This is a genomic window from Massilia sp. DJPM01 (assembly GCF_030348125.1).
In the GTDB taxonomy this organism is placed as follows: Bacteria; Pseudomonadota; Gammaproteobacteria; order Burkholderiales; family Burkholderiaceae_D; genus Telluria_A; species Telluria_A frigida.
Map to the genome: position 1 here is coordinate 25,688 of NZ_JAQOZV010000046.1, position 25,657 is coordinate 51,344.

The following is a 25,657-nucleotide window of genomic DNA, read 5'->3' on the forward strand; positions in this document are numbered from 1 at the left end:
CATATCTACATATCTTCACATGTTGGCTATGAAACCTTCTCCCGATAACGACGCTTCGATTGCCCAACTGGCCGACCTGTTCCACCTGCTGGGCGACCCGACCCGGCTGCGCATCGTGCTGTCCTGCCTGGCAGGACCGATTGCGGTGGGCGACATCGCCGCCACCCTGCAACTGAGCAGCTCCCTGGTCAGCCACCACCTGCGCCTGCTGCGCGCGGCCCGCATCGTCAAGGCCGAGCGCCAGGGCAAGCAAGTGTTTTATTCGACGGCGGACGCCCACATCAGCGGCGTGCTGACCGACATGCTCGACCACATCGCAGAACCCACCAATGGAATCGACCCATGACCAGCGCCCACGACCACGATCACGACCACGCCGGACACAGCCACGCGCATGCGCCCGCCAAGGCGCCCGAAGCGGCGCACAAGCATGGCCACGGCCACGGCCACGATCACGGCCATGGGCACGGACACCATCATCACCAGCTCGATCCGAACGGCAATGGGCGCGCGTTCGCGCTGGCCATCGGCCTGAACACGGTGTTTGTCGGCATCGAATTCTTTTACGGATTCCTGGCCAACTCAACGGCGCTGATGGCCGACGCCGGCCACAACCTGTCCGATGTGCTGGGCCTGATGCTGGCCTGGGGCGCAGCCATGCTCACCAAGCGCGCACCGGACGGGCGCTACACCTACGGCTTGCGCAGCTCGTCGATCCTGGCGGCCCTGCTCAACGCCCTGCTGCTGATGCTGGCCTGCGGCGCGATCGGCTGGGAAGCGGTGCACCGTTTCGCCAATCCGGCGCCGGTACAGGGAATGACGATGTCGGTGGTGGCCGGCATCGGCGTGCTGGTCAACGGCTTTTCGGCCTGGCTGTTCATGGCTGGCAGCAAGGACGACCTGAACATCCGCGGCGCTTACCAGCACATGGCGGCCGATGCCGCGATTTCGCTGGGCGTGGTGCTGTCGGGCGTGGCGATCATGTTGACCGGCTGGACCTGGCTCGACCCGGCGGTCAGTATCGTGATCGTGCTGCTGATTTTAGTTACCACCTGGGGCTTGCTGCGCGAATCGCTGGACCTGGTGCTGGCGGCGGTGCCGGCCAATGTGGATGCCGCTGCGGTGGGCGATTATCTGAAGGCGCGGCCGGGTGTGGCCAGCATTCACGACTTGCATATCTGGGCCATGAGCACGACCGAGACGGCCCTGACCGCGCACCTGGTGATGCCGGATGGCTACCCGGGCGACGCCGCGCTCGACACGATCGTGGCGACCCTCAAGGCCGATTATGCGATCCACCATTGCACCTTGCAGGTAGAACTGGGCACGAGCGATCACAGCTGCACCTTGCATGCGGAGCAAGCAAAGCCGGCCTAGCGCGGCGCGCCACGGAGGCGGCTTTGGCTCAGCCGACGCCGGGCCGGCCAGGCTGCGGCGTAGTCATTCCAGGCCGTATTTGGACAGGAGCGCCCGCCACACCGGATCGGTCTTGCTGGCGGCAACGGCAGCGTCGATTTCCTTGGCCAACGCAGCATCGCCTTTGGCAGAAAAGACGTGGCGTTCAAAGGCGAAGTGGGGACGCGACGACGTGTACAGATTGCTTCCGGCTGCAGCTTCGGCTCCCATTTGCTTCATCAGAAAGCGAAAGGTGCTGCTCGCCATGATCGTCACGTCGACTTTGCCCGACGCGACTTTCTTGATATTCGAAAATTCTTCCTGCACGTCCTCGCGCTGGATGTCTTTGCCGAAGTGTTCTTCCAGGCCGGCATAGCGGTTCCCTTTGATACCGCCGAATTTCAAACCAGCCAAGTCCTCGGGGCCGCTGTATTCGAGCTTGCGGCTTTTGAGCGAGATGACGGCATTGGAGTCGCCAATCAATGCAGGCGACCAGTGATATTTCGCCTTTGCGCTGTCATCAACGAAGAATGGGCCGAGGAACAGCACGATACCCTTGAAGTCCGGGTCCTTCAGCACCGTATTGTTGAGCGTATCGCGAGAAACCTGTTTAAGCTGGAGTTGATACTTTCCCTTTAGCTTGTTATTCAGGTAGGCGACCGTTTCCTGCGCCAGTCCGCCATCGCCGACGACAAACGGCACCGCCGAATAGGAGTTGTAAGCTGGAATAATTTCGGCGGCAGCCAAAGCAGCATGCCCATTGGCAAGCATGGCGAGGCAAAACAAGAGACGTTTCATGACGGTCCTCCTCGGCGTAAGGGATGGCACACGATTCCGCTGTTTTTAACCAACTGGCGATTCATTTTACACTCAAATTGATCCCGCGCAATTGCTTCGTGGCGTGGAGTAGACGGTGGCTCCGAGAGGCCCGCCATGCCTTGCGTGGCGTCTTGTCGACCAAGAAATCAATGGTGTTTCTCCAATGCAGCACGGCAACGTCGAGCGGGAGAAAAAAGGCCGAAGAACAGCGCGAGCACCGCGTGGCCGGCAAGGTCGTCCTGCGCGGGCGGTCGATGCCCTCAAGCCGGCTGGCAACGGTGTCGCCGCGCCCGCATTCGCGACGACCGCGGCACCCATTTCCTCGCGCTGCACGCGCCGGGTCAGCCCGCCAGGTTGGCGAACAACGGCGTGGACAGATAGCGTTCGCCGAACGACGGGATGATCGTCACGATCACCTTGCCCGCGTTCTCGGGACGGCGTGCCACTGCGATCGCGGCCCACAGCGCCGCACCCGATGAAATGCCGACCAGCAGCCCTTCTTCGCGGGCGGCGGCGCGTGCGGTTTCAAAGGCGGCCTCGTTGCTCACGCAGATGACTTCATCGAAGGCCGCGCGGTTGAGCACTTGCGGCACGAAACCGGCGCCGATGCCCTGGATCGGGTGCGGACCCTTGGTGCCTTTGGACAGGATGGGCGACGCTTCCGGCTCCACGGCGATGGCCTGGAAACCCGGCTTGCGCGCCTTGAGCACTTCGCCCACGCCGGTAATGGTGCCGCCGGTGCCGACGCCGGCCACCAGGATATCGACCTTGCCGTCGGTGTCGCGCCAGATTTCCTCGGCCGTGGTGCGGCGGTGCACATCCGGATTGGCGGGATTGTTGAATTGCTGCGGCATGAAGTAGTTGGGATTGGCCGCGACCAGTTCCTCGGCCACGCGGATGGCGCCCAGCATGCCTTCCGGCCCCGGCGTGAGCACCAGCTCGGCGCCGTAGGCGCGCAGCAGCATGCGCCGCTCGCTGCTCATGGTTTCGGGCATGACCAGCTTGCAGCGGTAGCCGCGCGCCGCGCACACCATGGCCAGCGCGATGCCAGTGTTGCCGCTGGTCGGCTCGACGATGACGGTGTCGGGACCGATCTTGCCGGCCGCCTCGGCCGCTTCGACCATGGCCAGGCCGATCCGGTCCTTGACGCTGTGGGCCGGATTGTAGAACTCCAGCTTGGCCAGGATGTCTGCGCCGGCGCCATGCGCCAGCTTGCGGATCCGGACCAGCGGGGTGTTGCCGATTAACTCAGTGACGTCGTTTGCGATTCTCATGCTCACTCTCCCGCTGAAATGGTTGGACTTATTTGACGTTCACGAGTTCCACGTCGAAGATCAGATCGGCGTCCGGCGGAATGCCGCCGCCCGGTGCGCCGCGCTTGCCGTAGGCCAGGTAGCTCGGGATGACCAGGGTGCGCTTGCCGCCCACTTTCATGCCCATCACGCCCTGGTCCCAGCCCTTGATCACGCGGCCGGTGCCGAGCACGAATTCGAGCGGCGCGCCGCGCGTGAGCGAGGAGTCGAACTGGCGGCCGCGCTGGCGCGTGGCCATCGGCTTGTACAGCCAGCCGGTGTAATGCACGAATACCTTGCTGCCGGCGGTCGCTTCGGCGCCGCTGCCGACCTTGGTATCGGTGGCCACCAGCGGATCGAGCACCGGCTCGGCCAGCACCACGGTGCCAGGCGGGGTGGCAGGCTGCGCGGCCGGCTGGGCCGATGGGGCCGGTGCGGGTGGCACGTCGGTCGCTGGCACGGTCGTGGCCGCCGGCGGCGTCTCTGGAGCGGGCGGCGTCTGGCCGGCGGCCTGGGCCAGGGAGGCCGCCGCGGCGCACATCAGGAATACGGAAAAGGGACGGCGCATGATGGAATCGCTTTCAGTAAGAAATGGTCAAACTGGATACTTCTGCAACGCTATGATAGCAAGGCCTCGGGCGCCTGCACAGAAGGCACGTGAATCGCACTGTCGGCAAGGCGGCGCAGCAGGTGTCCGGCCGCGACCATGCCGAAGGTCGCGGTGACCACCATGCTCGATCCGAAGCCGGCGCAGTTCAGGCCGGTGATGCCCTCGCCATCGATGGCGCAGCTGTCGTCGCCTTCCGGGAGCGACACTGGTTCCATCGAAAACACGGCATCCACGTTGAACCTGGTTTTCAGGCTGCGCGGAAAGCCGTACTCGTTGCGCAAGCGCTTGCGCACCATCTTGAGCAGCGGCTCCTGTTCGGTCTTGGACAGGTCGCGCAGTTCGATCCGGGTCGGGTCGGTCTTGCCGCCGGCGCTACCGATGATCACCATCGGCAACTGGTGGTCGCGGCAGTAGGCGATCAGCGCGGCCTTGGCCTTGACGCTGTCGATGGCGTCGACCACGTAGTCGTACTGGTGGGCACCGATCATCTGGTCGAGGTTGTCGGGATCAATGAACTCTTCGATCAGCTTGACCTTGCAGAAGGGATTGATCTGGGCGATGCGTTCGGCCAGCGCGCCGATCTTGGCCTGGCCGATGGTGCCGCTCAAGGCCTGGATCTGGCGGTTGATGTTCGATTCGGCCACGTTGTCGAGGTCGATCAGGGTCAGTTGGCCGATGGCACTGCGGGCCAGCGCCTCGACGATCCAGGAACCGACGCCGCCGACGCCGATCACGCACACGTGGGCGCTGCGAAAACGCGCCAGCGCGGCCGGGCCGTACAGGCGGCCGATGCCGCCGAAACGGCGCTCGAAGTCGACCTCGCCCGATTCAGGAGGAAGTGGTGGGGTAGCGATGGTAGTCATGCCGCCATTTTAACGGACGCGGCCGGACAGACTGCTCTAAAATGACCGCTATGTTCCCAATGGCGTTGACGTCACCTCCGTCGTCCCCGCGCAGGCGGGGACCCAAGTTGGTCGAGCCGCCGGTGGTTGCGGAACGGACTTGGGTTCCCGCCTGCGCGGGAACGACGGTGTTGAGTGCAACGATCAGCTCGAAAGGGCTGGTGTCAACGCCAATACGGTATTTGCCACCAGCCACAAGCGAGAATCCCCATGAGCTACGCCCTGCCCGACAGCGCCCCCGGTTTCGACCAGCCGATCGCGGTGCTGAAACACTGCCACGACCGCATCCGCAAACAGCTGGCGACCCTGGAAAAACTGGTGCCGCACCTGGCCAGCCACGGCGCCGACGAGGAGGCGCGCCAGGCCGCGCGCGCGGTGATGAAATATTTCGACCTGGCCGCGCCCCTGCATCACGAAGATGAAGAACAGAACCTGGTGCCGATGCTCACGGCCAGCGCCAGCGGGGCCGACGCCGAGCTGCTGGCCCAGCTCGTCCCCGGCATCCTCGACGAACACCGCCAGATGGATGGCATGTGGCAAGCGCTGCACGAGCAACTGAGCGCGATTGCGGACGGCAGCGCCGCCGTGCTGCGCGCGCATGAGGTGCAGCGTTTCGCCGAAACTTACCGCGCCCACATGGAGCGCGAGGAAGGCCATATCGCGCCGATGGCCAAGCGCCTGTTCAGCCCGGGGCAGATGGCCACGCTGGGCCAGGCGATGCAGCAGCGGCGCGGCATTGTCCCAGCCGCCGTGGCGGCGCCCGCCAGCGCCACCGGCGACGCCGTGGCCAGCCTGCGCAAGGATTACGGCCAGGCCAGCCTGAACGAGGGCGATGTGGCGGACGATCCGTTCGTGCAATTTACGACCTGGTTCGAGGAAGCGCTCAAGGCCCAGGTCAACGAGCCGAACGCGATGAGCGTGGCGACCGTGGACGACCAGGGCCGGCCGACCTCGCGCATCGTGCTGATCAAGCAGTTCGATCCGCGCGGTTTTACCTGGTACACCAACTACCACAGCCAGAAGGGGCGCCAGCTGGCCGCCAACCCGCATGCGGCATTACTGTTCTTTTGGACGGAACTCGAACGCCAGATCCGGATCGAAGGAAGAGTGGAGCGCACTTCTGCGGAAGAAAGCGACAAATATTTCCATAGCCGGCCGCTGAAAAGCCGGCTGGCTGCGATTGCGTCGGCGCAAAGCGAGCCGATCGCCAATCGTGGCGCGCTGGAACAGCATTACGACGTAGTAGCCAAGCAATACGGCGAGGAGCCGCCACGTCCCGACAACTGGGGCGGCTTCCGTCTGGTACCTGAACGAATCGAGTTCTGGCAGGGACGCCGCTCGCGCTTTCACGACCGCATCGTGTACACGCTGCAAGGCGATGGCAGCTGGGCACGCGAGCGCTTGCAACCTTAGCAGGACGTGTGCACGCACACGAGCCTGCCGCTATTGCCGGAGGTGTGCGTGTTCAACCAGATCAGACTGAGGGCCTGGAGCGAAGGCTTGCGCAGCCAGCCTTCGCTGCCCCTGCGGGTGCAGCTGTGGAATGGGCAGCGCCTCGATTTTTCGCCCGATCCGCCGCGCGTGACGGTGCATGTGCCGCATGCGCGCGCGCTGCGCTATCTGCTGTCCCCATCGCTGTACAACCTCGGCCGCGCTTACGTGGAAGGGGCGATCGATGTCAGCGGACGCGCCAGCGACATGGTTGCCGTCGTCAACGCGCTGGCCAACAACATGCGCGCGCCCCTGCCCACGTTCGGACTGGGGCGCCTGCTCGGCGCGCTGGCGCGCAGCCACACGCGCAAGCGCGATGCCGCGGCGATACGCTATCACTACGATGTCTCCAACGCGTTCTACGCCGCCTGGCTCGATCCGGGCATGGTGTATTCGTGCGCCTATTTCGACAACGGCGCCGAAACGCTGGCCGAGGCGCAGGTGAAAAAGATCGACCACATCCTCACCAAAATCGGCGTGCGCCCGGGCCACCGCCTGCTCGATATCGGCTGCGGCTGGGGTGCGCTGGCAATCCGGGCGGCCCAGCGCTACGGGGCGCGCTGCGTCGGCATCACCCTGTCCGACAACCAGGCCAGGCTGGCGCGCGAGCAGGTCGAACGCGCCGGTCTGGGCGGGCTGGTCGAGATCCGCCTGCAGGATTACCGCGACGTCGGCGGGCAGTTCGACCGCATCACCAGCGTCGGCATGTTCGAGCATGTGGGCGTGCGCCAGCTGCCCGCGTATTTCCGCCGCATGGCCACCCTGCTCGCGCCCGACGGCGTGGCGATGAACCACGGGCTGACCACGACCGACGTGGACAGCCATGGCGCGCCGCACGGGGGCGGCGAATTCATCAGCCGGTATGTGTTCCCGTACGGGGAGCTGGCGCACCTGGGCACGGTGATCAAGGCGATGCAGGAAGGCGGGCTGGAGGTGCGCGACGTGGAAAACCTGCGGCGCCACTATGCGCGCACGTGCGCCATGTGGAGCGACAACTTCGAGGCGCACGCGGAGCGCATCAAGCAGTTGACCGATGCGCGGCGCTTTCGCATCTGGCAAGTGTATCTGGCGGGCTGCACGCACGCGTTCACGCACGACTGGATCAGTTTGTATCAGGTGGTGTGCGGCAAGGCGGGGCGCGATCCGGCGGCGATACCATGGTCGCGGCGCTATATGTACGCGCAGGCGTGAGGCGGCGGCGATCCTGCATGCCGCGCGCCTGGCGCCGCCGTGCGGGGGCTTGCCACCGAAGCGCGTGCGTCGAAGCCATGCTTGCCCATGAAGCCCAGGTCGGCCACGCGCGCTCGCTTGCCCGGGAGCGCGGCCGGCAACAGCGGGCCTGTGTCAGCCCTGCCTTGTCAGGCCGGCCGGCTCATTTCGGTTTGAGCTTCGCGTTTTTGGCGGCATCGTCGTCGCCCGGGCGCACCGGCATCCTGGAATCGGACGAGAACGGCCGGTTTTCATGCGATTCCTGCTCCTCGCCCGGCAGCGCCCTTGGCTGCTCGCCCTGTGCCTGCGGTGCCGCATGCGCCATGTCATGCACCACCAGGCAGGCCAGCCCCGGTACCGCGTTAAGCGGGACGTAGGCATTGTTCGCGCCGAGCGATACGACGTTATAAACCGGAACGGCGCTGACATCCTTGCCCAGTACCGATTTGATGTGTGCCGATTGCTCGCTGCTCAGGGCCAGCCATCCGGCCGGGAAGAATAACGCTGATGTATTCACTATGATGCTCCCTTTTTATGTGGTTTTTAATAGGTGGTATTGAAGAAGAACGTCTGGAACAGGCGGCCGTTTTCCTTGGTGTCGCCAAAATGGCCCCGGCTGCAGTGAAAGCGCTGGCCGCGAAACAGAATCAGGCGGTTGAAGCGGTTGCCGATCTGGTCGGTGACCAGCCAGCGGTCCCAGACGCCCGCGTCGGTGTCGCATTGGCGGCGCTGGGCATCATCGGCCGGATACGTCTCGTTGCCGGTCTGGTGATGCCTGAAGAAGGCGGTGCCGGCTGACGGGGGAGCGTTCGGCGTCAGGTACAGCACGCCGGACCAGGTGGTCGTGTGATCGGCATGCACCCAGGTGCGGTCGGTGGCGACACTGAACTGGAACGCGCCGTTGTAGGTATCGCGCGGCCAGTACGTGATCGGCAGTCCTACCACCGATTGAATTGCCGCCGCCAGTTCGTCGTGCAGGAAGGCTTGCGTGCGCGCACCCGGATAATTTCCCTTGACCGAGAAATCCTGGCGCAGGGCAAACGCACGCACGCCCAGTGGGTCCTGATAAAAATCGTCGGTGACGATGATCGATTCGCGCATGGTTCACATCACAGTCTGTGCAACATCGCGCTGCTGTTCGGAGTACGGGCTGACATGATCTATCCTTCCGTGCAAGTGGCGCTCAAGGAACAAAAATGGCCTGGGCGATGCCGCATCACTCAGGCCACGCACGACGCGCTTAACGGGCAAGCAGCACCCGTGCGCCTGTTAATACCCTTGGTAACCTTGCACGCCCGGGTAGCCCTGGAAGCCCTGTGCCCCTTGGAAGCCCTGTGCACCCTGAAAGCCCTGTACACCCTGGAAGCCCGGATAGCCCTGGAAGCCCTGGCCTTGCGCGCCCTGGAAGCCTTGCACGCCCTGGAATGCCTGCGGCCCCTGGAAACCCTGCGCTCCCTGGTAGCCGACCATGGCCTGCGGCCCCTGGAAGCCCTGTTGTCCCACCACGCCCTGGAATCCTAACGGTCCCAGGAAGCCCTGCGGCCCCTGGAAGCCGACGAATGCCTGCGGCCCCTGGTACCCTTGCTGTCCTTGAACGCCCTGGAATGCGTAGGGATTAAAGAAACCCGCCGGCCCCTGCATGCCCTGGAATCCGAAGGGTCCCAGGAAGCCCTGCGATCCCTGGAAGCCGAATACCGCCTGCGGTCCCTGGAAGCCCGCCGGCCCCATCGAACCCTGGAATCCGAAGGGACCCAGGAAGCCCTGCGCACCCTGGTAGCCCACCATCGATTGCGGCCCCTGGTATGCCTGCGACCCCTGGACGCCCTGGAACGCCTGCGGTCCCTGCACGCCCTGGAATGCCTGCGCCCCCTGGAATCCCTGGAAGCCTTGCGATCCCTGCACTCCCTGGACCGCCTGTGCGCCCTGCGCACCCTGAACGCCAGGGAAGTCGGGGACAATCCGGATCGACGTCATACGTTGCCCGCTGAGGGCGTGAATCTGACGAATCTGATCCTCATTCAGCGCTAACACCATGCCTTGTTCATTCATGTCCGTGCACTCCTCTAGATTTGAAAAAAACCAAAAATGACGCGTTGAGAAAAATTGGCCGTGACCCGACACTCCTACGGAGCCTCGGGCAACGATAAACAGCCTTGGAAGCAGATCCGAGGCTGGAACAGCATCGTGCTCAATCCCGAGAGCAGTAGGCGTGAGTCAGAATAAGCTGCCGGCGTTGCCGGGGAACCTGACGATTCGTATAGGGCCTCCCCTATCCGATCGAACAGGCGACATGCGTTGAAAAAGAGATGATTCGGACAACGATGGAGGAAATTCGCCGGCGTCAGGCGGCGGCCAGGCGGGTGCGCAGTGCCGCGTACACCTCGTCCAGCGCGGCGCCCAGGTCGTGCGCCAGCGCGTGCGCGTGCTGCGCCTGGGCGGCATCGCGCAGGCTGGCCGCCAGCTGCTCGGTGCAGTCGATGGCGCGGCGCGCGCCGAAATTGACCAGCACGCCCTGCAGGCTGTGCGCGGCGCGCTGCGCCGCCTCGCCGTCGGCGGCGGCCAGCGCCTGGTCGAGCGCCTCAAGCAAATGCGGACCGTCGCCGATGAACAGGGCGGCCAGTTCGCGCAGCAGCTCACGGTCGCCATCCAGGCGCAGCAAGGCGCCGTCCCAATCGAGTACCGCACCGGCCCGCTGTCCGTGAAAGCGCGCGAGTACCTCGCGCAAGCGCATGCTGTCGACCGGCTTGGACAGATAATCGTCCATGCCGGCTTCCAGGCAGCGCTCGCGGTCGCCCTGCATCGCGCGCGCCGTCATCGCCACCACCGGCACGTGGCCGCCGTGCGCCGCCTCCCATTGGCGGATGCTGCGCGTGGCCGCCATGCCGTCCAGCCCCGGCATCTGCACATCCATCAGCACCAGGTCGGCGCCGCCGTGCAGCGCATATTCCATGGCATCGATGCCGTTGTCGGCCAAGGTCACCCGGTGCCCCAATTTTTGCAGCAGGCGCAGCGCCAGGCGCTGGTTGACCGGATTGTCCTCGGCCAGCACGATGTGCAGGCGGCCCGCCGGCAGCGGCGGCAGCAGGGGCGCCGGCAGCGCCGCCGCCACGCTCGCGCGGGTCAGGGCTGGCGCGTGCGCCGGCGCGGCGGCGGTCTGCCCGAGCGGCACCGTGAAGCGGAACACGCTGCCGCTGCCCGGCGCGCTGCTGACCGAGATATCGCCATGCATCAGGATCACCAGGCGCCGGCAAATGGCCAGGCCCAGGCCGGTGCCGCCGTACTGGCGTGTGGTCGAGCCGTCGACCTGGGAAAAGGGGTCGAAGATCAGGGTTTGCTGGTCGGGCGCGATGCCGATGCCGGTATCGCGCACCGTAAACTCGGCCTCGCAGCGCTCCTCCAGGGCGTGCCGCATCGCCACGGTGAGCGTCACCCCGCCTTCGCTGGTGAACTTGATCGCATTGCCCAGCAGGTTGATCAGCACCTGGCGCAGCCTGCCGGGGTCGCCCTTGACGGCACGCGGCAGGTGGGGCGGCAGCTCGCAAGCGAGCGCCAGCCCTTTGCGGCGGGCCGGCAGGGCCAGCGAGCGCACCGTTTCGCGCACCAGTTTGCCCATGTCGAAGGGCACGTCCTCGATATCGAGCTTGCCTGCTTCGATCTTGGAAAAATCGAGGATGTCATCGATGATGGTCAAGAGCGCGTCGGCCGAGCCCTTGACCAGTTCGATGTCTTCGCGCTGCTGCGGCGCCAGCGCCGATTCGAGCACCAGTTCGGTCATGCCGAGGATGCCGTTCATGGGCGTGCGGATTTCGTGGCTCATATTGGCCAGGAAATCGCTCTTGGCGCGGCTGGCCGCCTGCGCCGATTCGACCGCGCGCTGCATGGCGTCGCGCGCGGCGCGCTGTTCGCTGACATCGATCGAAAAACCCAGCAGGTACGATTCGCCGCCGCTGCGGATGACAATCCGGTTGACCACCAGCTCGAGCGGCGGATCGAGATGCGCCAGGCGCCGTTCGCTGGTGACCATGTGCCCGGTGCTCCAGGCGCGCTCGTCTTCCTCGTGGCTCTGGCCAGCCCAGGTGCGCGAGGCGAAGTCGTCGATGGTGCGGCCTTCGATCTCGGCCCGGCTGTGCCGCGCGAACTGCTGGAACTTGCGGTTGCAGCGCACGAAGCGCCCCTGGCGGTCCTTGAGGAACACGGGAATGGGCAGCTGGTCGAGAATTTGTTCGGTCAGTTCGCGCGTGCTTTCGCGCTGCTGCACCAAGTGTTCGAGCGCGCGGGTCATGCCGAGCAGGTCGACCTCGCCGGTGTCCGGATCGGACGGCCTGGCCAGGTGACCCAGGCTCGCTTGCAGCGAGCGCAGCACGTCGGCCTGGCGCGCCGCTTCCGCGCGCAACTGGTCGTTGGCGCCGGTCAGTTCCTCGGAGCTGATCTCGAGCATGCGGGTGCGCACCTGCAAGTCGCGGTCGGATTCCTCGTAGCTGCGCGAGACGGCGTCGAACAAGGCGGCCAGGCCTTCGGCCAGGGCGGCGTCGCCGAGCGCGCGCAAGCCGCCCAGGCGCTCCTGCAAGGCCCGCTCGCTGCTGACCCCGAGCGCGCGCCGCAGCTGGCGCAGCAGTCGCTTGTGGCGCATGGCCTCAGGCCGCGTCCTGGCGGTCGGCGTCGCGGAAGCGCGCGCGGATCTCCAGTACCGCCGGCCAGCGGCGCAGCAGCGCATCCACGCAGCGGGGGTCGAAATGGCTGCCGCTATTGTCGACCAGGTAGGTGCGCGCCGCGTCCAGGGTCCAGGCCTTCTTGTACGGGCGCACGCTGGTCAGGGCGTCGAACACGTCGGCCACGGCGACGATGCGCCCCTCCAGAGGAATGGCCTCGCCCGCCAGGCCGTTGGGATAACCCTCGCCGTCGAAGCGTTCGTGGTGGGTGTGGGCGATCACGGCGGCCAGTTGCAGCATGCCCGCTTCGCTGGCCTTGAGGATGTTGTAGCCGATCGCCGCGTGCTGGCGCATGATGACCATCTCGTCGGGCGTCAGGCGGCCCGGTTTGAGCAGGATATGGTCGGGTGTGCCGACCTTGCCGATATCGTGCATGGGCGCGGCGTTGAGGATGCATTCCTGCTCCTGGCTCGACAGGCCCAGCTCGGCCGCGATCAGGCAGGAGTAATGCGCCATGCGCTGGATGTGGGCGCCCGTTTCGGGGTCGCGAAATTCCGAGGCGCGGCACAGCAGCAAGATGGTTTCCTGTTCGCGCGCGCGCAGTTCGGCGGTGGCCTTGCCCACTTCGCTGGCCAGCCAGCTGGCGCGGCTTTGCAGGGCCAGCGTGGCGCGCCGCAGTTCGAGCATGTTGCGGGTGCGCGCCAGGAATTCGACCTTGTCGATCGGCTTGATCAGAAAATCGTTGGCGCCGTTTTCCAGCGCGCGGTGGCGGATTTCCACATCCTGGCTGGCGGTGACCATCAGCACCGGCGGGCGCTCGCGCGCGTCGCCCAGCGCGTCGCCTAGCGCGTCGCCTAGCGCGTCGCCTAGCGCGTCGTCCAGCGCGGCGATGAAGTCGAGGCCATTCAAGTCCGGCATCAGGTAGTCGAGCACCAGCAAATCGCAGGGATGCGCGCAGCACCACGCCAGCGCTTCGCGCGCCGACTGGAAGGCCACCGTCTCGACCCCGGGGAGCTTTTCCATCAGACGCGACATCAGCACCAGATTGATGTGCGTGTCGTCGACGATCACTACCTTCATGGCAATTCCCGGGTTACGAGGTGGTGCTGGCGGGCGTCACGTGAGCCGCCCGGCGAAGGTGGCCAGGAACTTGCTGACCTTGGGTGCCACCACCAGCGCGCAATAGCCCTGCAGCGGATGGCGGCTGACATAGTTCTGGTGCTCGTCTTCGGCCTTGTGCCAGGTCCCCGCCGGCTGCACCTGGGTCACGATCGGCGCGTCCCAGACGCACGCCATTTCGGCGATCACCTGGCGCGCGGTCGCTTCCTGCTCGGGCGAATCGACAAAAATGATGGAGCGGTATTGGGGGCCGACATCGTTGCCCTGGCGGTTCAGGGTGGTCGGATCGTGGATCGTGAAGAAGATTTCAAGCAAGTCGTGGTACTCGATGGCGCCCGCATCGAACACGATGCGCACCACTTCGGCATGCCCGGTGGCACCGGCGCAGACCTGTTCGTAGGTCGGATTGTCTTCCTGCCCGCCCATGTAACCGGACTCGACCTTGAGCACGCCGCGCGCTTCCAGGAACACCGCTTCGAGGCACCAGAAGCAGCCGCCGCCCAGAATGGCTACTTGCGTGGCAGATTGCTTGGTCATGGCGCACCCCGCTGACTTATTGATATGGGATAACTGTAACGCAAAGCGCTCCCGTATGCACCTGCAATCGGTCCGGCCGGGGGCGCCGGAACAGCCCGGGAGCGCCAAAATTTGGCATAATGGCATAAACCACAGGGCAATAATGAACACTAGCTCACCCCGCGCCGATACGCGCGCATTCGACACGGCGCAATTTCGCCAGGCATTGTCGCAGTTTGCCACCGGCGTCACCGTGATCACGACGCGCCTGGCCGACGGCAGCTTCCGTGGCTTGACGGCCAGTTCCTTCAATTCGGTCTCGCTCGACCCGCCGCTGGTATTGTGGAGCCTTGGCAACATCGCCAACAGCTTGCCCATCTTCAGCGGCAACTCGCACTACGTCATCAATGTGCTCGGCGCCGACCAGGCCCATCTGGCGCAGCGCTTTTCCAAGCGCAGCGAAAATCCGTTCGGCGACATTGAATACGAGCTCTCGCGCACCGGCCAGCCCATCTTGAAGGGCGTGTCGGCGTGGTTCGAGTGCCACAACCGCAGCCGCTATCCCGAGGGCGACCACGTGATTTTCGTGGGCGAAGTCGAAGAATGCGCGGTGCAGCCGCAAGCCTCGCTCATTTTTCACTGCGGGCAATTCGGCAGCACCCAAACGCGGTAAAATCGGCACTATCCCCAAAAAGCAGTCTATACAAGTTTGGTTTATCCAAGCATTCCACCATGCGTCATTAATTAAAACAGAGACAGGAACCGCCATGACCCGATCCGATGCGCCCAGCAAAGCCAAATTCCACTGGGACGACCCGCTGCTGCTCAATCTTCAGCTCACCGACGATGAACGCATGGTGCGCGACGCCACCGCCGCGTACTGCCAGGACAAGCTGGCGCCGCGCATCCTCGAAGCGTTCCGCCACGAGCGCATGGACACCAGCATCTTCCGCGAGATGGGCGAACTGGGCTTGCTGGGACCGACCATTCCCGAGCAGTACGGCGGTCCGGGCATGAATTACGTGGCCTACGGCTTGATCGCGCGCGAAGTCGAGCGCATCGATTCGGGCTACCGCTCGATGATGAGTGTGCAATCGTCGCTGGTGATGGTGCCGATCTATGAATTCGGCACCGAAGAGCAGCGCCAGAAATACCTGCCGAAACTGGCGACCGGCGAATGGATCGGCTGCTTCGGCTTGACCGAGCCGAACCACGGTTCCGACCCGGGATCGATGATCACGCGCGCCAAGAAGGTTCCAGGCGGCTACGCCCTGTCCGGCTCGAAGATGTGGATCACCAATTCCCCGGTGGCCGATGTGTTCGTGGTGTGGGCCAAGGACGACGAAGGCGCGATCCGCGGCTTCGTGCTGGAAAAAGGCATGGCCGGCCTGTCGGCGCCTGCGATTCACGGCAAGTTCGGCCTGCGCGCCTCGGTCACGGGCGAGATCGTCATGGACAATGTGTTCTGCCCGGAAGAAAACGCCTTCCCGGACGTGCGCGGCCTGAAGGGTCCGTTCACCTGCCTCAATTCGGCCCGCTACGGCATCGCCTGGGGCGCGCTGGGCGCGGCCGAGGCGTGCTGGCACACCGCGCGCCAGTACACCATGGACCGGGTGCAGTTCGGCCGTCCGCTGGCCGCCAACCAGCTGGTGCAAAAGAAACTGGCCGACATGCAGACCGAAATCACCCTCGGCTTGCAGGGTTGCCTGCAACTGGGCCGCATGAAGGATGCCGGCACGGCGGCGGTGGAAATCACCTCGATGATGAAGCGCAATTCCTGCGGCAAGTCGCTGGACATCGCCCGCGTGGCACGCGACATGCTGGGTGGTAACGGCATTTCGGACGAGTTCGGCGTGATCCGCCACATGGTCAACCTGGAAGTGGTCAACACCTACGAAGGCACGCATGATATTCATGCGCTGATCCTGGGCCGCGCGCAGACCGGCATCCAGGCTTTCCAATAAGCACGCGCAAACTGAGAAAACCCGCTGCGGCGGGTTTTTTTTCGTCTGTCATGTATTTCCCGAGTACAGGCCCGGCCGGGCCGCACAGGATGGCAGACCGTACGGAGCGTGATCCGGATTAAGCGCCGGCCAAGCCCGCCTTTCTATCATGCGTTAACGGCCCGTCTTCACGACAAGGCAGACGGCGCTGCATACCATGGTCGGGCCGCCAGGCACACCATGCCGCTGACTTGAATTTTTTGGGAGGAAAATCGCATGGACACGCCAATTTCGCGAAAAGAACGGCTGGAACGCTTGCACGGCATCCGGTTCGAGAGAAAAAACCTGGTCCTGTGGGTGACGTCGAGCGGATGCACCGGCAAGGACGATTTCCAGATACGCCTTGTCAAGGGGAGGACAGCGCCGACCCTGGAGATTGTGCGGATCAAGCCGGACCTGTGCAAGGCGGTGAACCACGTCGTCGAACTGAGTTTCTCATGGGAAGAGCTCGGCCTGGATGCGGAGGAACTCATGAGCGCCGCTGTCAAGGTAGCGAACACCTTCGACAGCCTGGGATAGCAACGCGCATGCCATGAAAAAACCCGCCGAAGCGGGTTTTTTTACATCAGAACTTGTAGCCGATCCCGAAACTGATCACTTGCGGATCGAGCGTGATGTCCTGGGTCTGGCCCGAGGAGAAATCGACCTTGGTCTTGAGGAAGGTCTTGATGTACGCCACGTCCGCGAACCAGCGGTCGTTGATGTTGTACACCAGGCCGGCCTGCAGGCTGCCGGCCAGCTTGTTCTTGACCTTGAAGGTGGTCGGCGGGCCGCCGATGTCGCTGATCGCGGTCATTTGGCCGGAACCGGTTTCCTTGGCGAAGTAGGCATACGTCACGCCCACGCCCAGATACGGACGCAGCATCGCTTCCGGCTTGAAGAAACGGTACTGGACCAGCATGGTCGGCGGCAAGGCCTTGACCGTGCCCAACTTGCCCGTGCCCTTGATGGCGCCGTCGCCGTACAGCGTGTGCTTGAACGGCATGCCCAGGTCCAGCTCGGCAATCACGTTATCGGTCAGGCTGTAGGAAAACGAGAAGATCGGCTTGGTGTCGGAGCCGATGTCGGCTTTGGTGCCCGGCAGCGCAGGCGCGCTGACGTCGCCGCTCTTGACCTTCGGGGTGATCTCGGCAACGCCGACCTTGGCGGTCCATTGACCGGCCGACTGCGCCGATGCGCTGGACGCGACTGCCATCACGGCGGCAGCGGCGACTGCCTTGCCGACGCTATTCATACGTAAATTCATTTTTTCTCCAGGTTCTTATTATAGGTACGGTCGGCTTACAGCCAGCCTTTGATGATCATCTGTTCGGCCACGTATTTCGCGATCAGCGAATTTTCGAACGGGGTCGGATGGACGCCATCGGCGAACATGTAGCGGCTGACGTCGCCAGCGATGGTGTTGCTGCCATTGCAGCCCAGCGAGCTATGTCCCAGGGCATTGTCGGCGCAGGCAGCGATCTTGGTTTCGCTCAGGCCATACGGAGCCGGATTGGTGATCTGGTCGTGGCTGATGGCATACAGGTCCACGTGCAGGATCTTGGCTTCGCCGGCCAAGCCAGCGCGCAGCTGGGCATTGAACTTGTCGACCATGGCGATGACCAGCGCCTGCGGCACGCCTTTGGCGGTGGACGACGGGGCGTGGCCCAGGTCCGGCAGGTTGTTGACGACAACATAGTTGGCGCCTTTGCCGACCACCTGGGTTTTCGCCAGTGCCGCCATTTCATCGCCTGCCACTCCCATCGCGGCAATCATTTTCGGTCCTTGCTCGGCGGCGTAGGCGGCACCGGCCTTGGCGCCTTCGGTTTCGGCGGCAGCCTGGGCCTTGGCGACCATCGGGAGATACACGGATTCCTGGCCGACCGTCTGGTTGCCCGGCTGGGTTGCGGCGGCATAGACGGCAGCGCCGACGATGGTTTGCTGGGTCGAACCGGTGCGCTGCGACTCGGCCATGATGGCGCCGCCGATGGCTTGCGCAGCCGTGCCCGGATTGGTCGCGCCAGCGGCGAGCAGGCCGGTCAGGCTGGTGGCGAAGACCTTGTTGCCTTCGGCCTTGCCGGTGGCAGTGGCGGTGGCGGACAGTTGGCCCAGCATGGCCAGGGCGTCGTTGCCGCCACCGATCATCAGCACCACTTCATCGCCCTTGAACTTGCCGCCGTTGCGCGCCAGGTGGTTGGCCACCTGGGTCGCCACCGGCACCGTCAGCTGGCCGATCGGGTCGCCGGTGAGCTTGTTGCCCGGACCGACAGGGTTGGTGACGCGCGCGCCACCCTGGGCATAGCTCAGGCAAGCGTTGTTGTTGACCACAGGGACCGAAAAGCCTTTGCTGGCGTCGCCATCCAGGCCGGTCTGGGCCGGGCATGGTGCGGGCAGGCCGAACTGGGCGGCCATGTACTCGGTCCAGTTCTTGCCGGTCAGTGCAGGGTTTTTGGCGGTATTGTCGCCATTGATCGTGAATTTGCCGCCGCCGATCTCTTTGACCTTGCCGACGTTGTAGGTGCCCACATCCGACAGGCTATCGCCGAACGAGACCTGGGACGAGAATTTGGTTTTCAGTTCCTGATTGCCCGGCTCGCTGCCGCCGCAGGCGCTCAGTACCGCTGCGGTGAGCAAAGCCAGCGCAAAATTTGTGTGACGCATTGTGTCTCCTGGTGAAATTTATATTCTTATTAAACGAACGCCCGTGCTTTTCCCTACCCAACTAATATGCCAGTCTTCCCATCACTTGTATAGGAAAACAGCTTGGCAAAATGTCAGTTCAGTGCAACAGAACGGTCAGCGTAAAAAAGTTGCCGGATTATATCAACCGTTCCGGCAAGCGTGCGGTAATTTACGCAGTGCTCAAGGCGCCAGCGCGGCGTTGAAAAAACCGCGCGCGGCGCTCAGGCAAAACGGCGCCACCAGGCCGGCGTGGTAGCTGTCGGCCACGGCGCGCTCGCCCGATTTGCCCTCCTTGATGGCGTCGAGCTTGACGGCCAGCTTGGCGGTGGCGAAGTTGACTTTTACCGAGCGGTAGGGATCGGTGCTGCCCGGGGTATCGTCGACATCGACCTCGGTGACCAGCGCAGCGCCGCTGCCGGCGCGGAAATAGTCGACCGCGGCACGCGTATTCATGTACGCCACGGTGCGGTCTTCATGCCCGCCGCACAGCAGCAGCGGCGCGGCAGGGGCGAAGGTGCGCAAGTCGTTCTTGACGAACAGTTTGCGCAGCGGATGCTCGGGCGCGCAAGCCAGCGGGGCGCCGGCCGTGACGTTGCACGGATGGGCTTTCAGATCGGCCAGGTAGGCGTTGCGGTAGCTGGTCTTGAACAGGTTGCCGGCACCAAAAGAGTCGGCGTAGCCATCCGCCTGCGGCAGCGAATCCTTGGCGAACAGGGCATTGTCGGGCCAGCCCGGGGACTTGAGCAATTCTTCCACGCTGATGGCGCCGCTGGCAAATTTGTCGACCGCGGCGGCAAACGGGGCTTCGTACAGGTCGCTGGCGGCGCCGTACACGCCGGCGTTGGCACGCTGGCCGGCATTGATCAGCGCCGGCAGGAAGCCGGTGGCGCCCTTGCCTGGCTTGCCGGTGAACATCTCGTCACCGAACTGGCCCAGCGCATACGGACCGGACATGCCGGCCGCCGCCGTGAGCTTGAATTCGCCAGCCAGGCTCTGCATGGCACGCTGGGTGGCGACGGCCACGTAACCGCCCTGCGAGTAGCCGGTCACAAACAGTTTGCCGGAGTCGGCCGTCTTGATGGCGCCCAACACGCTGCGCGCGGCGCGCAGGCCGTCGATCATGTCGTTCGATTGCTGGGCCGCGTCGAGGTAGGGATGATAGGCCAGGGTGGAGCTGTCGTAGCCGGCGTAGTTGGGCGCGACCACGATGTACCCGCGCGCGGCGAACATGGCGGCGATCAGGCGCGATTCGGTACCGGTCAAGGTCGCCATGTCGTAGTTCCGGTCGGCGCTGGTGCCGTGCGCGTACAGCAGCACCGGGCGCGCGCCGCTGCATGCGGGATCGCTGCCGGATGGCACCATGATGGCGGTGCTGGCGTCGGTCGCCTCGCTGATGCCGCCGACGGTGTTGTAGCGCACCTTGTAGGTCGTCACGGCACAGGTGAGGTCGCCCGTGAGGGCGGTGGTGCCGCTTGCCAGCGAGTCGAGCAGTTTGCCGAACACGGCCGGCTCCAGGGTCGTGATGTTGACGCCGTTGGCGCTGACCGGCATCACGGCCGCGCCGCCGCCGATCACGCTGCCGCGCGCCGGTGTTGGCGTTGGGGTCGGCGTCGGGGTGGGTGTCGGCGTGGGGGTGGGAGTTGGGGTCGGCGTCGGGGCAGGCGCGTCGTCGCCGCCTCCACAAGCCGTTAATGATAGGGTGAGGAGGGCAGCAAAGGCGAGGCGCATGATTAGTCCGTCAGGAAAATGGTTCGTGGTTGAGCAGGCCGTGCACGATGCCAGTCGATCCGTGCGCGGCGCGGCGCAAACGGTCGTTTACGCCCAGCCAGGCATCGTCCTGCGGCGGTGCTTCGACCAGTATCAGGTCGGCCCCGGCCGTATCCATCGCGCGCAGCGCCGCGTACAGGGCGTGTGCGAAACCTTCCGGGCTTGTGGGTAACTGACTCTCAGCGAACACATCCGGGAAGTGCGAGTAGTGTATCAAAGCGACATGTTTTCCCGCGTTCTTCAATCGTGCGAGGGTGCCGGCAATCTCGGCGCTGGCTTGCATGGCCACCGGCGTGTGCGGCGCGTAGTGCGATTCCAGGGTGCCGGAAGCGCGCGGGGCGGCCGCGTCGGGGGCGGCCGGCAGCGCGTCGATCACGGCGGCGATCGCTTCGGCGCTGATGTGGCCGGGACGCAGCAGCACCGGGCCGTGCGTCGCCAGGCGCGACAGGTCGACGATGGTCGACTCGATCCCGACCGCGCTCTGTCCACCGTCGAGCACGGCGTCGACCGTGCCGTCAGCGCCGAACTCGTCGATGACATGCCGGGCCGTGGTCGGGCTGACATGGCCGAACTTGTTGGCCGACGGTGCCGCCACCCCTCCCCTGCCGCCCTTGAACGCTTGCAGCAGCGCGATGGCGACCGGGTGCGAGGGGCAGCGCAGGCCGACCGTATCCTGGCCGCCCGAGACGGCGTCCGGAATGTTCGGAGCGCGCTTGAGGATCATGGTCAGGGGGCCGGGCCAGAAGGCGGCCGCCAATTGCTGCGCTTCGGCGGGAATGTCGGTCGCCCAGTAGCCCAGGTCGGCACCGGGCGCGACATGCACGATGACCGGGTGGTCTTGCGGACGGCCCTTGGCCTGGTAAATGCGGGCCACGGCGTCCGGGTTCTCGGCGTCGGCACCCAGGCCATAGACGGTTTCGGTCGGCAAGGCCACCAGCCGGCCCTGCTCCAGCAGGCGGGCGGCTTGCGCGATCGCGGCCAGGTCGAGCGCAGCGCCCGTCATGCCGCGATGCCGAGAATGGCGCAGGCGGCGGCCAGCTGGGCCTGGGCTTGCGCCAGGGTCGGCGCGATGAAGGTCACATGGCCCATCTTGCGGCCGCGCCGCGCCGCTTCCTTGCCGTACAGGTGGAGGCAGGCGCCGGGCAGCGCCAGCAGCTCGGCCCAGGCCGGTTCGGACGGGGTGTCCGAACCGGGCGCGAACCAGATGTCGCCGAGCAGATTGAGCATGACGGCCGGCGAATGCTGGCGCACCTCGCCCAGCGGCAAGCGCGCCATGGCGCGTACCTGCTGCGCGAACTGGCTGGTGACGCAGGCATCCATCGTGTAGTGGCCGCTGTTGTGGGGACGCGGCGCCATTTCGTTGACCACCAGCGAACCGTCGGTGAGCACGAAAAACTCGATGCACAGCACGCCCACGTAGGCCAGTTCGCCGACGATGACCTTGGCGGCCTGCTGGGCTTTGGCGGCGCTCTCGGCACACACATTCGGGCCGGGAACGGTGGTGGTGAACAAGATGCCGTCACGGTGCACGTTTTCGGCAATCGGGTAGACCACCGATTCGCCATCGGCGCCGCGCGCGGTCAGGACCGACACTTCGTAGGCCAGCGGCAGCATTTTTTCGAGCAGGCAGGTGACGCCGCCCATGGCATTGAATGCCGCGCGGACATCGTCACGGGTGCGGACCACGGCCTGGCCCTTGCCGTCGTAGCCCATGCGCACGGTCTTGAGGATGCCCGGCAGCAGCAAATCCTCGATGCTGTCGATATCGTCCAGGGCGGCGATGGTCTTGTGCGGCGCCGGAGGCACCCCGGAACGCGCCGCGCAACCCGCCAGGAAACGCTTTTCGGCAATCCGGTCCTGGGCGATCGCCACGCAGTCGGCGCCCGGAGCGACAAAGGCGTGGGTCGCCAGCAAGCGCAGGCTGTCGGCAGGCACGTTTTCAAATTCGGTAGTCACGGCCACGCAGGACTGGCCCAGCCGGGCCAGCGCCTGGGCGTCGCTGTAATCGGCCGCGATCAGGCTGTCGGCGGCGTGCCCGGCGGGACTGTCGGGCGCCGCTTCCAGCACGGCCACCTTGAAACCCATGGCCTGGGCGGCGTGCACGAACATGCGGCCGAGCTGGCCGCCGCCCATGACGCCGAGCCGGGCCGGCGGCAGGAAAGGAGAATGCGATGGAGAATGCTGCATCGTCATACCGGCAGGACCGAAGCCTTGGCAGCGGCGGTCTGGCGCGCGCGGAACTGTTCCAGTTGCCCGGCCAGGGCGTCGTCGGTGCAGGCCAGCATGGCAACGGCGGCCAGCGCCGCGTTGGCCGCGCCCGCTTCACCGATGGCGAAGGTGGCAACCGGAATGCCCTTTGGCATCTGCACGATGGACAGCAGGGAATCCTTGCCCGACAGATAGCGCGACGGCACCGGCACGCCGAGCACCGGCACGATGGTCTTGGCCGCGATCATGCCCGGCAAGTGGGCGGCACCGCCGGCGCCGGCGATGATGGCGCGCAGGCCGCGCGCGCGGGCGCTGTCGGCGTAGGCGAACATCTCATCGGGCATGCGGTGGGCCGAGACAACCTGGGCTTCGAACGGCACGCCGAAGTCCTTGAGCATGTTGACGGCGTGCTGCATGACTTCCCAGTCCGACGAGGAACCCATGACGATGCCCACCAAGGGCTTGTTTTCTGGAGTGCTCATCATCAAGCCTTCAGCGTTTCGCCGGTCAGGCGCTCGAGCGCTTCGACGTATTTGGCGCGGGTGTTGGCGATCACCTCATCCGGCACGGCCGGGGCCGGCGCGGCCTTGTTCCAGTCGGTCAGGGTTTCCAGGTAATCGCGCACGAACTGCTTGTCGTACGATGGCGGCGACATGCCGACCTGGTAGCTCGACATCGGCCAGAAGCGCGACGAGTCCGGGGTGAGGATTTCATCGATCAGGTGCACGGTGCCGTGCTCGTCCAGACCGAATTCGAACTTGGTATCGGCGATGATGATGCCGCGCGTGGCGGCGTATTCGGCGGCCGCGGTGTAGAGCTTGATCGCGTAGTCGCGCACCTGGGTGGCGATGTCGGCGCCGACGATCTTCTGGGCTTCGTCGAACGAAATGTTTTCGTCATGGGCGCCGGCCGGGGCCTTGGTCGATGGCGTAAACAGCACGTTCGGCAATTTTTGCGCTTCCTGCAGGCCGGCCGGCAAATCGATGCCGCAGACCTTGCCGGTTTTCTGGTAATCCTTCCAGCCGGAACCGATCAGGTAACCGCGCACGATGGCTTCGATGCCCAGCGGGCTCATTTTCCTGACCACGATGGCGCGTCCTTCGACCTGCTCGCGCTCTTCAGGCGAGACCAGCGAGACCGGATCGATGCCGGTATCGTGGTTGGGCATCAAGTCCTTGTACTTGGCGAACCAGAAATTGGACATGGCCGTCAGGATCTTGCCCTTTTCGGGGATCGGCTCATTCAAAATGACGTCGAAGGCGGACAGGCGGTCGGTCTGGATGACCAGCAATTTGTCGTCGCCGACGGCGTAAATGTCGCGCACTTTCCCACGGTGCAGGAAAGGCAGGGACTTCAGGTTTGTTTCGAGAACGCCAGACATGTGAATCCTTGAGGTGGTTAGGGCAGCCAGCCCGGCTTGCTATCGGTGTGCAATTCATGCGTCACCCGGCCTTCGTAGGGCGTGTCGAAGGTGCCGAGGGTGACGGCGATACGGTCGCTGTGCTCGGCCATCTGCCAGGTCAGGTTGGCGCCGCACACGCTGCAGAACGCGCGTTCGACACCGGGTGACGATGCGTAGCGCGTGATCGCGTCCGCGCCACGGGTGATGCGCAGGGCGCCGGAGGCGACGTTCGCATACGGGCCGCAGGCGGCGCCGTGCTGCTTCTGGCACATGGTGCACCAGCACAGGCTGGTGCGATCGACGTCACCGTGGATTTCGTAGCGGACCGCGCCGCAGAGGCAGCTGCCTGTGTACATGATGAAAGATGGTCAAAAAAACAGCGATAATGACAGGACAAAAACACACGCGCCCAAAGGCGCGTGCGGGTGTTACGGTGTATTCGTACTGCAAAACATCCTGCAGTTTACTTCACGATCTGGGCCAGCTCGCCTTTTTTGTAACGCTCGGCCATCTGGTCCATGGTCATGACCTTGATCTTTGCCGCCTGGCCTTCGCAGCCGAACGAGAGGAAGCGCGCCTTGCAAATCTCGGTCGCCGCTTCGCGCGCTGGTTTCAGGAAGTCGCGCGGGTCGAACTTGGATGGGTTCTCGAACATGTACTTGCGCACGGCCGCGGTCATCGCCAGGCGGATATCGGTGTCGATGTTGATCTTGCGAACGCCATGACGGATGCCTTCCTGGATTTCTTCGATCGGCACGCCGTAGGTTTCCTTCATGTCGCCGCCGAATTCGCGGATGATGGCCAGCAGTTCTTGCGGCACCGACGAGGAACCGTGCATCACCAGGTGGGTGTTGGGGATGCGCGCGTGGATTTCCTTGATGCGGTCGATGGCGAGGATATCGCCGGTCGGCTTGCGCGTAAACTTGTAGGCGCCGTGCGAGGTGCCGATGGCGATCGCCAGCGCGTCGCACTGGGTGCGCTGCACGAAGTCGGCTGCTTGCGCCACGTCGGTCAGCAACTGTTCGCGGGTCATCAGGCCGTCGGCGCCGTGGCCGTCTTCCTTGTCGCCCTTCATGGTTTCGAGCGAACCGAGCACGCCCAGTTCGGCTTCGACGGTCACGCCGATCGAGTGCGCGAATTTCACCACTTCACGCGAGACATCGACGTTGTACTCGTAGGAAGCGACGCTCTTGCCGTCGGCTTCGAGCGAACCGTCCATCATCACCGAGGTGAAGCCGGAGCGGATCGCGGTCATGCAGACCGCCGGCGACTGGCCGTGATCCTGGTGCATGACGACCGGAATGTGCGGATACGCTTCGACAGCGGCATCGATCAGGTGGCGCAGGAACGCTTCGCCGGCATACTTGCGGGCGCCAGCGGACGCTTGCATGATGACGGGCGAGCCGACCGCGTCGGCGGCAGCCATGATGGCCTGCACCTGTTCGAGGTTGTTGACGTTAAACGCAGGCAGGCCATAACCGTTTTCGGCGGCATGGTCCAGCAGTTGACGCATGGATACGAGGGACATGGTAATACTCCAAACAATAGAAACCGGTGTGCTGCCACGGGAGCGCAGACCGCGCGGGTAGCGCGCAACGCTGGTGGGCAACGGCG

General features: G+C 64.8%; 26 protein-coding genes. 7 read left to right on the forward strand and 19 right to left on the reverse strand.

From position 1 onward, the window contains the following. Nucleotides 1-28 precede the first annotated feature (28 nt). Together PO883_RS24715 and PO883_RS24720 are read left to right on the forward strand one after the other, a co-directional pair. Nucleotides 29-346 carry a helix-turn-helix transcriptional regulator gene (locus tag PO883_RS24715; RefSeq protein ID WP_289312113.1) on the forward strand — a complete coding sequence of 106 codons (318 nt, stop codon included), beginning with the start codon at nt 29-31 and terminating at the stop codon, nt 344-346. Beyond that, nucleotides 343-1,377 carry a cation diffusion facilitator family transporter gene (locus PO883_RS24720; RefSeq protein ID WP_289312114.1) on the forward strand — a complete coding sequence of 345 codons (1,035 nt, stop codon included), beginning with the start codon at nt 343-345 and terminating at the stop codon, nt 1,375-1,377. Before PO883_RS24715 ends, PO883_RS24720 begins: the two co-directional genes overlap by 4 nt. 63 nt (nt 1,378-1,440) lie before the next feature. Here PO883_RS24720 and PO883_RS24725 read toward each other — a convergent pair whose 3' ends face one another. The 4 genes from PO883_RS24725 to PO883_RS24740 form a co-directional block, all read right to left on the reverse strand. Continuing rightward, nucleotides 1,441-2,193: an ABC transporter substrate-binding protein gene (locus PO883_RS24725; RefSeq protein ID WP_167087684.1), complete on the reverse strand. Its 753-nt coding sequence runs from the start codon at nt 2,191-2,193 to the stop codon at nt 1,441-1,443. A 362-nt stretch (nt 2,194-2,555) separates the two neighbouring features. After that, a complete protein-coding gene (cysK, locus tag PO883_RS24730) occupies nt 2,556-3,488 on the reverse strand; it encodes a cysteine synthase A (protein WP_289312115.1) in 933 nt (310 codons plus the stop codon). A 28-nt stretch (nt 3,489-3,516) separates the two neighbouring features. Continuing rightward, the gene (locus tag PO883_RS24735; RefSeq protein WP_289312116.1) at nt 3,517-4,074 is read right to left on the reverse strand and encodes an FKBP-type peptidyl-prolyl cis-trans isomerase; all 558 of its coding nucleotides are present in this window, start codon (nt 4,072-4,074) and stop codon (nt 3,517-3,519) included. A gap of 50 nt (nt 4,075-4,124) precedes the next feature. After that, complete coding sequence (locus PO883_RS24740; protein WP_289312117.1) at nt 4,125-4,979, reverse strand: tRNA threonylcarbamoyladenosine dehydratase; 855 nt, start codon at nt 4,977-4,979, stop codon at nt 4,125-4,127. A gap of 249 nt (nt 4,980-5,228) precedes the next feature. Between PO883_RS24740 and pdxH the strand changes: the two genes are divergently transcribed. Further along, nucleotides 5,229-6,431, forward strand: coding sequence for a pyridoxamine 5'-phosphate oxidase (gene pdxH / locus PO883_RS24745; protein WP_289312118.1), 1,203 nt, complete (start codon nt 5,229-5,231; stop codon nt 6,429-6,431). Nucleotides 6,432-6,479: 48 nt separating this feature from the next. Then, entirely contained in the window at nt 6,480-7,700 is a 1,221-nt protein-coding gene (locus PO883_RS24750; protein ID WP_289312119.1) for a cyclopropane-fatty-acyl-phospholipid synthase family protein, read from the forward strand. 181 nt (nt 7,701-7,881) lie between these two features. Here the strand turns inward: PO883_RS24750 and PO883_RS24755 are convergent, their stop codons facing one another. From PO883_RS24755 to msrA, 6 genes are all read right to left on the reverse strand, one after another. Next, on the reverse strand, nt 7,882-8,235 hold the full coding sequence (locus tag PO883_RS24755; RefSeq protein ID WP_289312120.1) for a hypothetical protein: 354 nt from the start codon (nt 8,233-8,235) through the stop codon (nt 7,882-7,884). A gap of 26 nt (nt 8,236-8,261) precedes the next feature. Next, nucleotides 8,262-8,819, reverse strand: coding sequence for a DUF6445 family protein (locus PO883_RS24760; RefSeq protein ID WP_167087692.1), 558 nt, complete (start codon nt 8,817-8,819; stop codon nt 8,262-8,264). A 168-nt stretch (nt 8,820-8,987) separates the two neighbouring features. Then, nucleotides 8,988-9,752 carry a hypothetical protein gene (locus tag PO883_RS24765; protein WP_289312121.1) on the reverse strand — a complete coding sequence of 255 codons (765 nt, stop codon included), beginning with the start codon at nt 9,750-9,752 and terminating at the stop codon, nt 8,988-8,990. A 307-nt stretch (nt 9,753-10,059) separates the two neighbouring features. Then, a complete protein-coding gene (locus PO883_RS24770) occupies nt 10,060-12,348 on the reverse strand; it encodes an ATP-binding protein (protein WP_289312122.1) in 2,289 nt (762 codons plus the stop codon). A 4-nt stretch (nt 12,349-12,352) separates the two neighbouring features. Then, nucleotides 12,353-13,447: an HD domain-containing phosphohydrolase gene (locus PO883_RS24775; protein WP_289312123.1), complete on the reverse strand. Its 1,095-nt coding sequence runs from the start codon at nt 13,445-13,447 to the stop codon at nt 12,353-12,355. 36 nt (nt 13,448-13,483) lie between these two features. Beyond that, nucleotides 13,484-14,023 (reverse strand): peptide-methionine (S)-S-oxide reductase MsrA, encoded by a 540-nt coding sequence (gene msrA, locus PO883_RS24780; RefSeq protein WP_289312124.1) that lies wholly within the window; start codon nt 14,021-14,023, stop codon nt 13,484-13,486. A gap of 142 nt (nt 14,024-14,165) precedes the next feature. On the opposite strand from msrA, the gene PO883_RS24785 reads away from it, so the two are divergent. From PO883_RS24785 to PO883_RS24795, 3 genes are all read left to right on the forward strand, one after another. After that, a complete protein-coding gene (locus PO883_RS24785) occupies nt 14,166-14,675 on the forward strand; it encodes a flavin reductase family protein (protein WP_167087700.1) in 510 nt (169 codons plus the stop codon). Between the two features lie 94 nt (nt 14,676-14,769). Then, nucleotides 14,770-15,966, forward strand: coding sequence for an acyl-CoA dehydrogenase (locus tag PO883_RS24790; protein ID WP_167087701.1), 1,197 nt, complete (start codon nt 14,770-14,772; stop codon nt 15,964-15,966). Nucleotides 15,967-16,221: 255 nt separating this feature from the next. Continuing rightward, nucleotides 16,222-16,524, forward strand: coding sequence for a hypothetical protein (locus PO883_RS24795; protein ID WP_289312125.1), 303 nt, complete (start codon nt 16,222-16,224; stop codon nt 16,522-16,524). Between the two features lie 46 nt (nt 16,525-16,570). Here PO883_RS24795 and PO883_RS24800 read toward each other — a convergent pair whose 3' ends face one another. From PO883_RS24800 to fba, 9 genes are all read right to left on the reverse strand, one after another. After that, a complete protein-coding gene (locus tag PO883_RS24800; RefSeq protein WP_289312126.1) occupies nt 16,571-17,251 on the reverse strand; it encodes an OmpW family protein in 681 nt (226 codons plus the stop codon). A gap of 35 nt (nt 17,252-17,286) precedes the next feature. Next, nucleotides 17,287-18,645, reverse strand: coding sequence for an SGNH/GDSL hydrolase family protein (locus PO883_RS24805; protein ID WP_289312127.1), 1,359 nt, complete (start codon nt 18,643-18,645; stop codon nt 17,287-17,289). A 201-nt stretch (nt 18,646-18,846) separates the two neighbouring features. Beyond that, nucleotides 18,847-20,394, reverse strand: coding sequence for a S9 family peptidase (locus tag PO883_RS24810; protein ID WP_289312128.1), 1,548 nt, complete (start codon nt 20,392-20,394; stop codon nt 18,847-18,849). Between the two features lie 10 nt (nt 20,395-20,404). Beyond that, nucleotides 20,405-21,436 (reverse strand): L-threonylcarbamoyladenylate synthase, encoded by a 1,032-nt coding sequence (locus tag PO883_RS24815; RefSeq protein ID WP_289312129.1) that lies wholly within the window; start codon nt 21,434-21,436, stop codon nt 20,405-20,407. Then, nucleotides 21,433-22,626: a 5-(carboxyamino)imidazole ribonucleotide synthase gene (locus tag PO883_RS24820; RefSeq protein WP_289312130.1), complete on the reverse strand. Its 1,194-nt coding sequence runs from the start codon at nt 22,624-22,626 to the stop codon at nt 21,433-21,435. Before PO883_RS24820 ends, PO883_RS24815 begins: the two co-directional genes overlap by 4 nt. After that, nucleotides 22,623-23,123 carry a 5-(carboxyamino)imidazole ribonucleotide mutase gene (purE, locus tag PO883_RS24825; RefSeq protein ID WP_289312143.1) on the reverse strand — a complete coding sequence of 167 codons (501 nt, stop codon included), beginning with the start codon at nt 23,121-23,123 and terminating at the stop codon, nt 22,623-22,625. The genes PO883_RS24820 and purE overlap by 4 nt, the downstream gene beginning before the upstream one ends. Nucleotides 23,124-23,125: 2 nt before the next feature. Next, the gene (locus PO883_RS24830) at nt 23,126-24,022 is read right to left on the reverse strand and encodes a phosphoribosylaminoimidazolesuccinocarboxamide synthase (protein WP_289312131.1); all 897 of its coding nucleotides are present in this window, start codon (nt 24,020-24,022) and stop codon (nt 23,126-23,128) included. Between the two features lie 17 nt (nt 24,023-24,039). Then, nucleotides 24,040-24,399, reverse strand: coding sequence for a GFA family protein (locus PO883_RS24835; protein ID WP_289312132.1), 360 nt, complete (start codon nt 24,397-24,399; stop codon nt 24,040-24,042). 107 nt (nt 24,400-24,506) lie between these two features. Continuing rightward, nucleotides 24,507-25,571 carry a class II fructose-bisphosphate aldolase gene (gene fba, locus PO883_RS24840; protein WP_166877905.1) on the reverse strand — a complete coding sequence of 355 codons (1,065 nt, stop codon included), beginning with the start codon at nt 25,569-25,571 and terminating at the stop codon, nt 24,507-24,509. Nucleotides 25,572-25,657: the final 86 nt, after the last annotated feature.

Coding starts and splice junctions, on each gene's coding strand:
- PO883_RS24715 (WP_289312113.1), top strand. CDS start 29: ATGAAACCTTCTCCCGATAACGACGCTTCGATTGCCCAACTGGCCGAC.
- PO883_RS24720 (WP_289312114.1), top strand. CDS start 343: ATGACCAGCGCCCACGACCACGATCACGACCACGCCGGACACAGCCAC.
- PO883_RS24725 (WP_167087684.1), bottom strand. CDS start 2,193: ATGAAACGTCTCTTGTTTTGCCTCGCCATGCTTGCCAATGGGCATGCT.
- cysK (WP_289312115.1), bottom strand. CDS start 3,488: ATGAGAATCGCAAACGACGTCACTGAGTTAATCGGCAACACCCCGCTG.
- PO883_RS24735 (WP_289312116.1), bottom strand. CDS start 4,074: ATGCGCCGTCCCTTTTCCGTATTCCTGATGTGCGCCGCGGCGGCCTCC.
- PO883_RS24740 (WP_289312117.1), bottom strand. CDS start 4,979: ATGACTACCATCGCTACCCCACCACTTCCTCCTGAATCGGGCGAGGTC.
- pdxH (WP_289312118.1), top strand. CDS start 5,229: ATGAGCTACGCCCTGCCCGACAGCGCCCCCGGTTTCGACCAGCCGATC.
- PO883_RS24760 (WP_167087692.1), bottom strand. CDS start 8,819: ATGCGCGAATCGATCATCGTCACCGACGATTTTTATCAGGACCCACTG.
- PO883_RS24765 (WP_289312121.1), bottom strand. CDS start 9,752: ATGGTGTTAGCGCTGAATGAGGATCAGATTCGTCAGATTCACGCCCTC.
- PO883_RS24770 (WP_289312122.1), bottom strand. CDS start 12,348: ATGCGCCACAAGCGACTGCTGCGCCAGCTGCGGCGCGCGCTCGGGGTC.
- PO883_RS24775 (WP_289312123.1), bottom strand. CDS start 13,447: ATGAAGGTAGTGATCGTCGACGACACGCACATCAATCTGGTGCTGATG.
- msrA (WP_289312124.1), bottom strand. CDS start 14,023: ATGACCAAGCAATCTGCCACGCAAGTAGCCATTCTGGGCGGCGGCTGC.
- PO883_RS24785 (WP_167087700.1), top strand. CDS start 14,166: ATGAACACTAGCTCACCCCGCGCCGATACGCGCGCATTCGACACGGCG.
- PO883_RS24790 (WP_167087701.1), top strand. CDS start 14,770: ATGACCCGATCCGATGCGCCCAGCAAAGCCAAATTCCACTGGGACGAC.
- PO883_RS24795 (WP_289312125.1), top strand. CDS start 16,222: ATGGACACGCCAATTTCGCGAAAAGAACGGCTGGAACGCTTGCACGGC.
- PO883_RS24800 (WP_289312126.1), bottom strand. CDS start 17,251: ATGAATTTACGTATGAATAGCGTCGGCAAGGCAGTCGCCGCTGCCGCC.
- PO883_RS24805 (WP_289312127.1), bottom strand. CDS start 18,645: ATGCGTCACACAAATTTTGCGCTGGCTTTGCTCACCGCAGCGGTACTG.
- PO883_RS24810 (WP_289312128.1), bottom strand. CDS start 20,394: ATGCGCCTCGCCTTTGCTGCCCTCCTCACCCTATCATTAACGGCTTGT.
- PO883_RS24815 (WP_289312129.1), bottom strand. CDS start 21,436: ATGACGGGCGCTGCGCTCGACCTGGCCGCGATCGCGCAAGCCGCCCGC.
- PO883_RS24820 (WP_289312130.1), bottom strand. CDS start 22,626: ATGACGATGCAGCATTCTCCATCGCATTCTCCTTTCCTGCCGCCGGCC.
- purE (WP_289312143.1), bottom strand. CDS start 23,123: ATGAGCACTCCAGAAAACAAGCCCTTGGTGGGCATCGTCATGGGTTCC.
- PO883_RS24830 (WP_289312131.1), bottom strand. CDS start 24,022: ATGTCTGGCGTTCTCGAAACAAACCTGAAGTCCCTGCCTTTCCTGCAC.
- PO883_RS24835 (WP_289312132.1), bottom strand. CDS start 24,399: ATGTACACAGGCAGCTGCCTCTGCGGCGCGGTCCGCTACGAAATCCAC.
- fba (WP_166877905.1), bottom strand. CDS start 25,571: ATGTCCCTCGTATCCATGCGTCAACTGCTGGACCATGCCGCCGAAAAC.